The 13282-nt window shown below is 29.3% G+C and carries 12 protein-coding genes and 1 pseudogene; 5 read left to right on the top strand and 8 right to left on the bottom strand.

Annotation, left to right across the window (positions count from 1 at the left end; all coding sequences use genetic code 11):
• A pseudogene (locus tag EYW44_RS22760) lies at window positions 1–117 on the top strand (IS5/IS1182 family transposase); the annotation flags it as partial.
• 95 nt (window positions 118–212) lie between these two features.
• Here the strand turns inward: EYW44_RS22760 and EYW44_RS01975 are convergent.
• The 7 genes from EYW44_RS01975 to EYW44_RS01945 form a co-directional block, all read right to left on the bottom strand.
• Window positions 213–899 carry a lysoplasmalogenase family protein gene (locus EYW44_RS01975; protein ID WP_207893731.1) on the bottom strand — a complete coding sequence of 229 codons (687 nt, stop codon included), beginning with the start codon at window positions 897–899 and terminating at the stop codon, window positions 213–215.
• 125 nt (window positions 900–1024) lie between these two features.
• Window positions 1025–1678: a lysoplasmalogenase gene (locus tag EYW44_RS01970; RefSeq protein ID WP_132721865.1), complete on the bottom strand. Its 654-nt coding sequence runs from the start codon at window positions 1676–1678 to the stop codon at window positions 1025–1027.
• Between the two features lie 72 nt (window positions 1679–1750).
• Entirely contained in the window at window positions 1751–3748 is a 1998-nt protein-coding gene (ligA, locus tag EYW44_RS01965) for an NAD-dependent DNA ligase LigA (RefSeq protein WP_132721863.1), read from the bottom strand.
• 1 nt (window position 3749) lies between these two features.
• Entirely contained in the window at window positions 3750–4328 is a 579-nt protein-coding gene (locus EYW44_RS01960) for a DinB family protein (RefSeq protein ID WP_132721861.1), read from the bottom strand.
• A 136-nt stretch (window positions 4329–4464) separates the two neighbouring features.
• Window positions 4465–5841, bottom strand: coding sequence for a T9SS type A sorting domain-containing protein (locus tag EYW44_RS01955; protein WP_132721859.1), 1377 nt, complete (start codon window positions 5839–5841; stop codon window positions 4465–4467).
• Between the two features lie 138 nt (window positions 5842–5979).
• Entirely contained in the window at window positions 5980–7422 is a 1443-nt protein-coding gene (locus EYW44_RS01950) for a glyceraldehyde-3-phosphate dehydrogenase (RefSeq protein ID WP_132721857.1), read from the bottom strand.
• Window positions 7423–7545: 123 nt separating this feature from the next.
• Window positions 7546–8931 (bottom strand): trypsin-like peptidase domain-containing protein, encoded by a 1386-nt coding sequence (locus EYW44_RS01945; RefSeq protein ID WP_132721855.1) that lies wholly within the window; start codon window positions 8929–8931, stop codon window positions 7546–7548.
• 131 nt (window positions 8932–9062) lie between these two features.
• On the opposite strand from EYW44_RS01945, the gene dapF reads away from it, so the two are divergent.
• From dapF to EYW44_RS01925, 4 genes are all read left to right on the top strand, one after another.
• The gene (gene dapF / locus EYW44_RS01940) at window positions 9063–9839 is read left to right on the top strand and encodes a diaminopimelate epimerase (RefSeq protein WP_132721853.1); all 777 of its coding nucleotides are present in this window, start codon (window positions 9063–9065) and stop codon (window positions 9837–9839) included.
• Between the two features lie 44 nt (window positions 9840–9883).
• A complete protein-coding gene (locus EYW44_RS01935) occupies window positions 9884–10411 on the top strand; it encodes a GNAT family N-acetyltransferase (RefSeq protein WP_132721851.1) in 528 nt (175 codons plus the stop codon).
• Window positions 10401–11426 carry an endolytic transglycosylase MltG gene (gene mltG / locus EYW44_RS01930; protein WP_132721849.1) on the top strand — a complete coding sequence of 342 codons (1026 nt, stop codon included), beginning with the start codon at window positions 10401–10403 and terminating at the stop codon, window positions 11424–11426. The genes EYW44_RS01935 and mltG overlap by 11 nt, the downstream gene beginning before the upstream one ends.
• A 390-nt stretch (window positions 11427–11816) precedes the next feature.
• Window positions 11817–12374 (top strand): peptidoglycan-binding protein LysM, encoded by a 558-nt coding sequence (locus EYW44_RS01925; RefSeq protein ID WP_373681041.1) that lies wholly within the window; start codon window positions 11817–11819, stop codon window positions 12372–12374.
• Between the two features lie 367 nt (window positions 12375–12741).
• Here EYW44_RS01925 and EYW44_RS01920 read toward each other — a convergent pair whose 3' ends face one another.
• Window positions 12742–13221 carry an Lrp/AsnC family transcriptional regulator gene (locus EYW44_RS01920; protein WP_132721845.1) on the bottom strand — a complete coding sequence of 160 codons (480 nt, stop codon included), beginning with the start codon at window positions 13219–13221 and terminating at the stop codon, window positions 12742–12744.
• Window positions 13222–13282 lie beyond the last annotated feature (61 nt).

Here is a 13282-nt window from a genome sequence, read left to right as displayed (position 1 = left end):
TTTCGTTCTTTATTGAATAGATTTGACACCACAATTACTAGTTGGAAAGGCTTTAATTTCCTAGCATTTATTGTAATCGGATTAAAGAAATTTCATAAAATTGAAAAGTCAAGATGACTTCTTTCTATTACACTTAAAAAAACAAATTATAAACTTGCTTTTTAGTAAGAAAAAAGACAAACTATTATAAAATAAATAACTTAACCCCGTTTTTAGTGTAAAAAATGATTTTCATACTCACTCTCTTCAGTATCAGACTTACTTTCATCTATCAATATAAATCCTCTACAAAACAAATAGGAAGCCGTTAAATATATACTTAAAGATATAACATCAAAAGTAATATTAGATTCATTAAAAATAGTTATGGCATAAATTGAGTCAGAAACCACCCTTAAACCAAAAGCTGCTAACAATAAAGCATTTGCTGTCCTCATATTACCTAAATAGTTTATAAGTAAAATTGAAAAAGCTAAACTCATGGTTAGACCGTAAAAAATAATAGGAAAATACGAGCTTCCCATATTACTCAACACATAAGTAAAAATAACCGCGAATAATATTGCGCCTAATGAAAAATACTTTACAATCTCTTTCTTGTAGGTTTTCCTTTTATATACATTATTACCCACTACTTCTACTAAAAACAAATGTGCTACACCATAAATAACAATACCAATAGGGAACATTTGAAGTGTATTTGTGATAATGTCTGCCAGTATGGTTAAAACAAATACAACTACTGTAGATGGGTTAACTTTTTTACTTTGATATACATACAATAACAATAACAACAATAAAGGAACTGGTTTTAAAGAATTTCTAAAAACTTCATTATCCACTTCAACACTATATAGCATGTATAAATACATTAGAGAAGTTGAAATGAACAACGTCATTAGAATTATGTTCGCTTTAGCTTTCATTATTACTATTTATAATTGATAACTTTTATTCTTTAATTATTTCTAATAAAATTTCGTTTTTGTTAATTTACTATATGTTATTTGGTTTTTATAAACTATCACAATAAAGACTTAGCTATAAATGCTTTACAAATATAAAACTGAGCTGTTATATAAGTAATCATAATTATTGGTGACAAAATAGGTGCTGGGCTATGAAATTTATATAAAGCCAAAACACTATCAGAAATGATAAAAATTAAAGCCCCTATTAGCAACCATAAATTTTCAGTTACTTTATTTTTCATGTAATTTAATAAAGAAACTGTTCCAAAAGTTGAAATGATTAATCCGTATATAATTACAGGAATAAACAATTCTTTTAAATTACTCTGTATTACATAAATGATTCCTGCGAAATAGAGAAAAAACATTCCTAAAGAAATCAGTTTTGTCGTCATTTTTATCTTAGGTAGATATCCTGCAACCAACTTAATGTAGATTAGATGCATAATCGTAAATGATAATAACCCTAAAACAAAATAATTTTCAGGAAACATTAACAAAACATCACCCCAAAATGCAAAGAATAGAGCTGATATAAACCAAAAATTGGGTTTTGTAACACTTACCAAATATAAAACTGCCAAAACACAAGTAATTAAAGGTTTAAAAATTAATTCAAGTACTCTGTGTTCATATATCGTTGCATATATATCTGCACAAGATATAATCAAAAACAAAATAGAAAAGAACGTTTTTTTAGTAATCATTAAATTATGTTTATCCTTTTTTCAATATGTAAATCCTATATTAAACAATAGTTGTTTTAAACGCCAAAAATATTATTTGATCATTTCAATAAAGTCTAGCTCTGATATTATAGGAATTCCTAAATCTTGAGCCTTTGTTAATTTACTAGGTCCCATGTTATCTCCTGCAACTATATAATTTGTTTTTTTAGATATTGAACTGCTAACTTTTCCTCCATTATCTTCAATGGCTTTCTTTAGTTCATTTCTACTCATTTCATGAAAAACTCCAGAAACAACAAAAACATTCCCCTGTAATTTGTCGGTAAGGTTTTCTAACGTTTCAGCAGAAACTTCTAATTGTACTCCATAAGATTTCAATCTCTCAACTAAAGCTATATTATTTTCATCTTGTGAGAAATTAATAATACTTTGTGCAATTCTATCTCCAATTTCATCAACAGCAATTAATGTTTCTAAATCAGCTTGCATTAGATTATCAATAGATTTGAAATGCTTAGCTAATTTTTTAGCTACGGTTTCACCAACAAATCTAATTCCTAAAGCAAACAATACTTTTTCAAAAGGAATTTCTTTTGATTTTTCGATTCCTGCCACCATATTTTGAGCTGATTTCTCTGCCATTCTCTCTAAAGGAATGATTTGTTCTTTTTTAAGCTCATATAAATCAGCATAATTTTTTATCAATCCTTCCTTTCTTAACAAATCAACAGTCTCTCCTCCTAAACCATCAATATCCATTGCTTTTCTACTGATAAAATGCTGAATTCTACCTGTAATTTGTGGTGCACAACCAAATTCATTCGGACAATAATGCTTTGCATCTCCTTCTGTTCTAACTAATTCTGTTCCGCATTCAGGACAATGAGTAGCATACACTGTCTTCTCAGAATCCTTCGGACGTTTTGTAGTATCAACTTTTATGATTTTAGGAATTATTTCACCACCTTTTTCTACAAAGACAGTATCTCCTACTCTAATATCTAATTTTTCAATTTGATCTGCATTGTGTAAAGAAGCTCTTTTTACTACAGTTCCTGCCAAATGAACTGGCTCTAAGTTAGCTACAGGAGTAATAGCACCTGTTCTTCCTACTTGGTAAGAAATCTCATTTAAAACAGTTGTTACTTGTTCTGCTTTAAATTTATAAGCAATTGCCCAACGAGGAGATTTAGAGGTATACCCTAATTCTTCTTGCTGCTGTAAACCATTAACTTTAATTACAACACCATCTGTTTCATATGGTAAATCATGACGCTTCTCGTCCCAATAATTCACAAATTTTAAAACTTCTTCAATCGACTTAGCTAAAGAAATTGTTTCAGGAATTTTAAACCCAAAACTTCTGGCAGCCTCTAAACTTTCAAAATGCGTTTTATATTTTCTTTCGTTAGTAACTACTTGGTATAACAAACAATCTAAAGGTCTTTTAGCTACTTCTGTACTATCTTGTAATTTTAAACTTCCACTAGCAGTGTTTCTTGGATTTCTATAAGGTTCTTCTCCATTCTCAACTCTTTCTTCATTCATTTTATGAAAACCTTCTAGCGGTAAAATAATTTCACCTCTCATTTCAAAATCTGATAAGAAATCTTTTTTAGGTAATAATGGTAAAGATCTAATAGTTCTAATATTTGTTGAAACATCGTCTCCTTGAAAACCATCTCCTCTGGTTACAGCTCTTACAAACTCACCATTTTCATAAGTTAAATTAATAGAAGCACCATCATATTTTAACTCACAAGTATATTCTATTTCTGTTGTACCTAAATTCTTTTGAATACGTTTTTCCCAGTCTAACAAATCCTCTTTAGAATAAGAGTTATCTAAAGAATACATTCTGTTTTTATGAGTAATAGTCTCAAAATTCTTTGTAACTCCTCCTCCAACTCTCTTTGTAGGAGAATTTAAATCAAAAAACTCTGGATTTTCTTCTTCTAACTTTTCTAACTCTTTCAATTTAATATCAAACTCATAGTCTGATATAGTAGCATTATCTAAAACATAATAATTATAATTATGCTGATTTAACTCTTCTCTTAAAGATTCTATTTTTTCTTTAATACTCATTTTATCTTTTTACTTTTCCTGTTAATACACTTACTCCTTTTGGAAATGGATTACCTGAAGAACGCCTGAACGAAACAATTTGTCCTGTATGCCAAAGAGCATCACCAATAGGTCCATTTAATTGATTCCAAAAAGGATATTCAGCTACTTTACCATTCCCTCTTTTTAATTTCATTACATATTGTGATAAATCTGTAGCCTTTCTTAAAATATCACTCGATTTTTTAAAGTTTTCCAATGTCATTTTACGCATTTCTTTAAACGAAAGCGATCCTTCTTTAGGAAACTTCATTTCTGTATTTTCTAATGTACTTAATGTCATTATTGATAACACTAAAATATGATCTACTGTTTCAAAAACACTTCTGGTATTATCTCCTGGTTTATACGCTAAATCTTTTTCTGTTAAACCTTCAGTTGCCCAATAATAACGAAAACCTAATCCATCAATAGTTCTACTTGCAACAGTACCTGCTGTATATTCTTTTGGAGCTTCTGGAATTTCATAATAAGGTAAATCTTGAGCATTCATATTTATAACATAAAATAGAATTGTAAAAACTGTAGTTAGTAATTTCATTAGTGTTTGTTTAATTGGCTAATTTAATGAAAACTTTCATAGATTTTATTGAATTCAAATTGCGTTATTAACAAAAAAAATCCTTCTGAGAAAACCTCAAAAGGATTAAATTAATATTTATATTTAATGGTATAAATTACTTTTTTATAAGCTTTAAAACTTCACTTCCTTTATCCGTTTTAAACAAAGCAAAATAAATACCTGTGTTTAATTTTTCTATAGGTATAGAAAGCTGATCTGTATTTAAGTTAGTTAAATCAATAGCTTTTTCTCCTAATATATTGTACACTTTTACAGCATTAATCATACTATTATTAGTTGTTATATTCCAAATTGATGAAGATGGATTAGGAGATACAGAAAATGCTATCGATTTTTCATCATCTATACTTGCTGTTGATGATTTATAGAAATAAATATTATCAATCCAAATATTTCCATTTCCGTCATATTTTAACTGATCTACTTTAGTTAAATCTACCACATCACTAAAACTAGATAAAGGAATATCAACACTATTCCATTCTTCTACGGTTCCTGAAGGAATTAACAAATATTCTTTTTCCATTGCTGGTGTTGATACCGCCGAAGAATTGATTAAGAAAAATCCTAAATCGGTAGAGCTTTTTGCCCAAAAATCTATATGAATGTGTGTTTTACCAGATACATCAACTGGAGCAGAAAAAGCATGACCTTGATAGTTTAATCCTCCTAATTTAATCGTATTATTTCCGCCAATTATTTCCTCTGCGAACGTTGTACTTTGTCCCCAATCAGGATTGAAGTTTGTACCAGACACGTTGGTATAGGCATCACTATAAATAGAAATCACCTCAAATGCTGTTTCATCTCTAGTAGGAGCTGTAGCACCTGCTGCTGGCTCTTCAATAGTACAAGCATTAGCACATGAGCCTCCACAGTCAACACCTTCTTCGTCACCATTTTTTAAACCATCTGAACAAGTAGCTGCTAATACTACTCCTCCATCAAAATCATCAAAATAATAAGTATCGTCATTTCCTGCATTAGCATCTCCAAAATCAGTAAAAATCACCAATTTTGAATATTTAGATAAACCAGCTCCAAAATCTACGCTTATATTTTGCCAACCAGTTCCTGTAGTAGTAAAAGCTAATTCTGTATTTCCATCTGGTCCTTCAAATTTTAGCAAATGTGATCCGCTTGAACCAGTTCCTGTTCCGGTAGGATTTATTCTAAAAGTAATAGTGTTATTACTATCATCAGATAAATCAACAAATTGTGTAAGCACCAGTGATGCTCCGTCAAAAGCCATATTAGCTCCTATTAATTTTAATGTTTTGTTACTTGCATCGCTTGGATCTGCCTCATAACTTACAGAAGCTCCATTAAAAGCTTCAAAATTCTCGTCTGCTACATCCGTAAAATCTATAGGAAACACCTGAGCATACCCTAAAGAAATTATGAACATAAAGATAACGGGGGTAACTTTTCTAATCATTCTATATTGTTTTGTTTGTAAAAATTGTTTCATACAATTTACGCAATTTTAAGCAAAACAAAAAATAACAACCTAAATACAAGTAACTTAACAATAAAAAAGAGACTACTTTAAAAGTAATCTCTTTTGATTTATCATAAAATAGTATTGTAACTATTTCAATTTTATCTACTAATAATAGGTAAATCTACGAACTTTAGCGATATGCTTTGCTAAACGCATTACTTGATGAGAATATCCATACTCATTATCATACCAAATGTAGATTACAATTGTATTACCATCAGCAATTGTAGCTTTGCTATCAAAAATTGAAGGAGCAGTTGTTCCTACGATATCAGAAGAAACTAATTCGTTATTTAATGAATATTTAATTTGCTCTACTAAATCACCTTCTAAAGCATACTTTTTCATAATTGAATTAATAGCATCTACTGAAGCTTCTGAATTCAATTGTAAATTTAAAATAGCTAAAGATCCATTAGGTACTGGTACTCTAATTGCGTTAGAAGTTAATTTTCCTTCTAAAGCAGGCAATGCTTTTGATACTGCTTTTCCAGCACCTGTTTCAGTAATTACCATGTTTAAAGCAGCTGCTCTTCCTCTACGGTACTTTTTGTGCATATTATCAACCAAATTTTGATCGTTTGTATATGCATGAATTGTTTCTAAGTGTCCTTTTTTAATACCGTAATTATCTTCTAATACTTTTAAAATTGGAGTAATAGCATTAGTAGTACAAGAAGCAGCAGAAAAGATATCTATGTTATCAGGATTGTTCTCTAAATGGTTTACACCGTGAACAATATTTGGTACTCCTTTACCTGGTGCAGTTAATAATACTTTACTTGCTCCGTTTGGTACTAAATGACGACTTAATGCTTCTTTATCTCTAAAAGCACCTGTGTTGTCTATAATTAAAGCATCGTTAATACCGTACTTAGTATAATCAATATCTTCTGGTTGCGCTGCAGAAATCATATAAACGGTCGTTCCGTTAATGATTAAAGCGTTATTATCAGCATCAACTTGAACTGTCCCTAAGAAATCACCGTGAACAGAATCAACACTTAATAAAGAAGCTCTTTTTTCTAAAACAGATTGATCTATTTTTCCACGAGTAACAACAGCTCTTAATCTTAATTGAGAACCTTTACCCATTTTACTACTTAACTCACGAGCTAATAAGCGTCCGATACGTCCAAAACCATATAATACAACATCTTTTGGAGCTATTTGATTTGCTTGAGTAGCATCTTTAAGTTGATTTTTAACAAAATCAACTTTATCTAAATTACTATCGTCAATTAAGTGATATTCGTAAGCTAACTTACCAATATCTAACTTTGATGCTGGTAACTCTATTGATTGTATAGCTTTTGCTATTTCTAAAGCATCTTGAATAGAAATTGGCTTTGCTACAAACTCTCTAGCATAATCTATTAAGTTAAGAACTTCACTAGCTCTTTTATCTACTAAAGGGTTTCTAAATAGCACTAATTCAATAGACTTGTCGTACCATAAGTCGTTTACAACATTAATGAATTCTGTGGTTGCTCTACGTGTTTGAGCTTGTGCTACCACTTCTTTTTCGTAATTTGTTATTGTTGACATAGTTGTGTGTTAACTAATATTAAAATTTTTGCAAAAGTAGTTATTTCAAACGATTTCGTAACTTTTTTAAAATAAAAAACTCGATATTTTTTTATATCGAGTTTTTTATTGTATTAGAAATTATTAAAATTTATACCTTTCTACTTCTCCTTTAAGGTTCAACATTTCAATGTACATTCTATCATTGGTCTTCCCATAAGTTTCTAAAATTGAAACTGCTTGTGATGCGTTTAAGATTTCTTTACCATTAATTTTAGTTATAATGAAACCTTTTCCAACTTCGAAATACTCAAACCCTTTGTTTGAAGATTCTACTATTTTGGCACCTCCTTCAATGTTTAATTTTTTCTTATCTGATTCTGTTAAATCTTTCAAAATTACACTAAACCTATTAGATACAAACGAAGTTCTCTTGCTCAAAGTAACCGTTTTCACTAACTCTTCACCGTCTCTGTCAACAGTTAAATCAATTACTTCTCCTGGTCTTTTGGCTTTTAATTGTCCTTTAAGATCTGAAAATTTAGAAATTTTTACATTATTTACCTTCGTAATAACATCTCCTGCTTTTAAACCTGCTTTTAATGCATCACTATCTTCATCAATAGACCCAATTCTTACTCCTTCTACTTCATCAAAACTATTAGGATCTGGTCTAAAACCAATTAATGCTTCTTGTACATTTCCATATTCTAATAAATCATCTACAATCTTTTTAGTTATGTTAGACGGTACTGCAAAAGAATATCCTATGTATGAACCTGTTCTTGATGTAATAGCTGTATTAATACCTATCAATTCTCCTCTTGTATTTACTAATGCTCCACCACTATTTCCAGGATTTACAGCTGCATCAGTTTGTATAAAAGAATCTACCACGTTTTTGCTTCCTTCTAAATCTCTTCCTTTAGCACTAATAATTCCTGCTGTTACAGTAGAATTTAAATTATAAGGATTACCTACAGCCAGCACCCATTCTCCTATTCTTGCATTGTCAGAATTACCAAATGTAATATAAGGTAACTCAATGTCTGAATCTATTTTTAATAAAGCAATATCATTATCAGGATCAGTACCAATTAATTCTGCAATTACTTTTTTTCTGTTGTTTAAAGTAATTTCAATTTCTGTAGCTTGATCAATAACATGATTATTGGTTACAATATATCCATCCGAAGAAATGATTACACCACTTCCTGTTCCTACTTGCTGTCTCTTACTTCTACCAGATCCTCCAAAAAATTCATCTAAAGGATTATAAACCTCTTTTACAGCTGTATTTTTAACATGTACTACAGCATTTACTGTTTTTTCTGCTGCTTCTGTAAAATCAGTAGGCTCTGCAACTGTATTTACAATTGCTGGTGTATAATTAGCTCTAACGGTTTGTAAAGCTGGTTCTGCTGTTTTTTCAATAATAAGTTGGGGTTGTTCTATAAATAATTTGTAACCTCCTAACGCAAACACTCCTCCTAAGAAAGCGATGCCTAAAATTCCAAATACTCTCTTCATAATTACTAAATTTTGTTACTCAAATATACAATTTAAACATTTTAACTCAATCTGTTTAACTTCATTTTAACGCACTTTAACCAGTGTTTAACAGTACTCTTATCTTATGTAAATATGTATCTTTGCGACACATGAAAATTACTTTTAAAAAATACCAAGGAACTGGGAACGACTTTATAATAGTCGATAATAGAGCGAATAACTTTCCAAAAGAAAATGTTCAAATTATCAATTCATTATGCCATCGTAATTTCGGAATTGGAGCAGATGGCTTCATTCTTCTTGAAAATGATGAAGATACAGACTTTAGAATGGTTTATTTCAATGCTGATGGAAATGAAAGTACAATGTGTGGTAATGGAGGAAGGTGTATTGTCGCTTTTGCTCATCAATTAGGAATTTTTGAGCACTCAACAACCTTTAATGCTATTGATGGACTGCATCACGCAACTATAAAAGACAATATTGTTTCTTTACAAATGATTGATGTAAATAGTGTAGATATAAAAGAAAATTATGTTTTTACTAATACTGGATCTCCTCATCATGTTGAATTAGTTTCTGATATTGGAAATTTTGATGTTTTCAATAAAGGAAGAGACATTAGAAATAACATATATGGTAAAGAAGGTAGTAATGTAAATTTTGTTGAACCACTTGGTGAGGGTGCTTTTAGATTAAGAACTTACGAAAGAGGTGTAGAAAATGAAACCTTGGCCTGTGGTACGGGTGCAACTGCTGCTGCAATAGCAATGTACGCTACTAATAAAACCAACAAAAATACCATTGACTTAAAGGTTGAAGGTGGAAATTTGACAGTATCTTTTGATTATAATAACAATATATACTCAAATGTATTTTTAAAAGGTCCTGCTGATTTTGTTTTTGAAGGTAACATTATTGTGTAATATTTCTTTAAAATCTTTAAGTTTACAGCTACTAAATTAATTTAATGAATACATTAAAAGGAAAACTAGTTTCTTTAAAGGCTATAGAACCTGAAGATCTCGAATTTTTGTTTACAATTGAGAATGATGAATCTTTCTGGGAATTAAGCAACACACAAGCTCCTTTTTCTAAATTTTTATTAAAGCAATATATTGAAAACTGTCATTTAGATATATATGAAGCCAAACAACTTCGATTAGCCGTTAAAGAAAATGGTACTAATAAAAATGTAGGTTTAATTGATTTATTTGATTTTGATCCAAAAAATAAAAGAGCTGGAGTTGGAATCATTATTCATACAAATTCTCAAAAAAAAGGATATGCTTCTGAGGCTTTAAGTTTATTAATTAATTATAGTTTTATACATTTACAGCTGCATCAACTTTATGCTAATGTTACAAGTGATAATAATAACAGCTTGCATTTATTTAAAAAGCATAATTTTAAACAAATAGGTATAAAAAAAGATTGGATTTTATCAAAAGGTGCTTATAAAGATGAAATCTTATTTCAACTGATTCATGAAAAATAAATTAATTTACATTGTAGTTGCACTATTTTTAATTGGTGGTATTTTTGGTTTTTCTTATTACAAAAAAGTGTTTGGAAAAACTGTTATTAAAGATGCTGAAATATTTATTCCTACAAATAGTAATTTAGATGAAGTTTCCAAACTTATAAGTAATGTAGTTGAAAACACAAGTGATTTTACCTTTGTTGCAGGTTTAAAAAAATACAATAAACCAAAGGCTGGTAGGTATTTATTAAAAAAAGGAATGACTACCAATGCTCTTGTTAATTTATTAAGATCAGGAAATCAAGTGGCTGTTAAAGTTACTTTTAACAATCAAGATTCATTAGAAAAATTAGCTGGTAGAATAGCACAACAAATAGAAACTGATAGTGTTTCTTTGTTAACTGCAATGACTGACATTTCTTTTTTAAAAAAACAAAATCTTGATAAAAGATCTGCTCTTGCAATGTATATTCCTAATCAATATGAATTTTACTGGAATACTAGTCCTGAAAAATTCAGAGATAAAATGTTGAGTTATTACAACAAGTTTTGGAATAAAAATAGGACTGCAAAGGCTGAAAAACTTGGACTTACAAAAAATCAAGTTTCTACATTAGCCTCGATTGTTCAAAAAGAAACCGCCAAAGTTTCTGAAAGACCAACAGTTGCTGGATTGTATTTAAATAGATACAAGAGCGGCTGGGCATTACAAGCTGATCCAACGGTTATTTATGCTTTAAAAGAAAAAAATGGACAAGATTTTATTGTTAAACGTGTTTTGAATAAAGATTTAGAAATAGATTCACCATACAATACTTATAAAAATGTAGGCTTACCTCCTTCTCCAATTGGTATGCCTGATATTTCTGCTATTGATGCCGTTTTGAATCCAGAACAACATCAATATTATTATATGTGTGCTAGTGTAGATAAAATCGGATTTCATGATTTTGCCAAAACTTTAGCACAGCATAACAGAAATGCAGCTAAATATCAGCGTTGGATCAGTAAACAAGGAATTAAAAGATAATTTTTTACTCAAATAATCATTTTTTTTACAACATTACAAACTAGCTTTCAATACTTTAATTTTACCATTAAAATTTTAGCGATAATTTTTTAGAAAAAAATAACATTTTTAACAATAATACAGGTTTTTAACACGTTAATAGCTTAGTTTAGTTGAAACTACTGTTTTTTTAACAAAAATTTATTCTTCAATAAATTAACCTATTTTAGGAATTTTAACAAGTTAAACGAAGCAGAAATTATGTTTTTTCTATTTTAAAACCCTCTTTACTATAAAAATAATAATACCGAAAAAACAAGTGTCTTTTTCGGTGTATTGCCATTTGTATTTTTATCATATATTTGCCCCCGCTAAACAGAAAGTATATTAATTATCAGAAATTTAGGACTTTTGTTACTAGTGCTATTAGTTTCTAGTTTTACAAAAGAAAAAGAAATTAAGACAACCAAAGTTACACCTAAAAACTACTACAAAGCTACAGAGGAGATTTTAATCTTAGAAAAAGATTTTATTGGGTTTAAAGAAGCATTAGCTTTTAAAGAATCTCAAGGTAGATATAGAGTTATTAATAAATTAGGGTATTTAGGAAAGTATCAGTTTGGAAAAAGCACTTTAAGAAGATTCAAAATTTACAATTCTCAAGAATTTCTTAAAGATCCACAATTACAAGAGAATGCTTTTATAGCTCTTTGTAAAGTGAATAAATGGATTTTAAGGAGAGACATCTCTCGTTTTATTGGGAAACGAATTGATGGAGTTTTAGTAACCGAATCAGGAATTTTAGCTGCTGCGCATTTAGCCGGAGCAGGAAATGTTAAGAAGTTTTTACGTTCTTATGGTAAATTCCAATTTAAAGACGCTTTTGGAACCTCAATTAAATCTTATATGAGAAAATTTGCAGGATACGATGTATCATATATTAAAGCAGATAAATTCGCTAAGGTTTAATAAAAAATATCAAATTAAAAGTTTAAAAGGGAAACAGTTATATCTGTTTCCCTTTTAAGTTTTATAATATTTACTGAAATAAGTCTGACGAAATTTTAAATAAATAATTATTTATTTTGAGAACTATTAAAGAATCAAATTTCATAAATCAGCATAACTCATTAAATAATTATTTCTTAAAAGTAAACCTCAAAAAACTAACTAACAGGATTATAAATTTCAACCTGTAATAATTGAATACTTTATTTATTTTAATTGCATTGAGTCATTGCACATCAATAATCTGATGAAAACAACTGATCAAAAGTTTTTCAGATAGTTTTGGATAAAAAAAATCGCCTAAAATAAATTTAGACGATTATTAGTATTATAAATCTTGAAAGATTGCGTGCATCATTCTCTTCTTATCATTGATGCTCTCTTCTAATGCAATCATCGTTTCTGTTCTACTAACTCCATGAATTTCATCTATTCTGTAGATGATATCCTTAGCATCGTTAGTGCTCTTTGCTCTAACTTTACAGAAGATGTTATACTTACCTGCAGTTACATAAGCTACAGTAACGTTTGGAATTAATCTTAAATTATCAATAACGTGTTGAGTCATTGACGTTTTTTCAAGAAATATTCCAACGTGAGCTATAAAAGAATATCCCATCTTTTCATAATCTAACGTAAGTGTAGAACCTTGAATAATTCCTTCGTCTTCCATTTTCTTTACTCTAACATGAATAGTACCTGCTGATACTAATAATTTTTTAGCGATGTCGGTAAAAGGTGTTCTTGCATTCTCGATTAAAATATCTAATATTTGATGATCGATTTCGTCTAATACAAATTTCTTCATTTTTAAATTTTATTCATAGTAGACCACAAAAATATGAATAATTAATAACAAATAACAAGTT

It is taken from the genome of Tenacibaculum sp. M341, assembly GCF_004337695.1.
Taxonomy (GTDB): Bacteria; Bacteroidota; Bacteroidia; order Flavobacteriales; family Flavobacteriaceae; genus Polaribacter.
This window is presented reverse-complemented; position numbering and strand designations above follow the sequence as displayed.

Coding starts and splice junctions, on each gene's coding strand:
- EYW44_RS01975 (WP_207893731.1), bottom strand. CDS start 899: ATGACGTTGTTCATTTCAACTTCTCTAATGTATTTATACATGCTATAT.
- EYW44_RS01970 (WP_132721865.1), bottom strand. CDS start 1,678: ATGATTACTAAAAAAACGTTCTTTTCTATTTTGTTTTTGATTATATCT.
- ligA (WP_132721863.1), bottom strand. CDS start 3,748: ATGAGTATTAAAGAAAAAATAGAATCTTTAAGAGAAGAGTTAAATCAG.
- EYW44_RS01960 (WP_132721861.1), bottom strand. CDS start 4,328: ATGAAATTACTAACTACAGTTTTTACAATTCTATTTTATGTTATAAAT.
- EYW44_RS01955 (WP_132721859.1), bottom strand. CDS start 5,841: ATGAAACAATTTTTACAAACAAAACAATATAGAATGATTAGAAAAGTT.
- EYW44_RS01950 (WP_132721857.1), bottom strand. CDS start 7,422: ATGTCAACAATAACAAATTACGAAAAAGAAGTGGTAGCACAAGCTCAA.
- EYW44_RS01945 (WP_132721855.1), bottom strand. CDS start 8,931: ATGAAGAGAGTATTTGGAATTTTAGGCATCGCTTTCTTAGGAGGAGTG.
- dapF (WP_132721853.1), top strand. CDS start 9,063: ATGAAAATTACTTTTAAAAAATACCAAGGAACTGGGAACGACTTTATA.
- EYW44_RS01935 (WP_132721851.1), top strand. CDS start 9,884: ATGAATACATTAAAAGGAAAACTAGTTTCTTTAAAGGCTATAGAACCT.
- mltG (WP_132721849.1), top strand. CDS start 10,401: ATGAAAAATAAATTAATTTACATTGTAGTTGCACTATTTTTAATTGGT.
- EYW44_RS01920 (WP_132721845.1), bottom strand. CDS start 13,221: ATGAAGAAATTTGTATTAGACGAAATCGATCATCAAATATTAGATATT.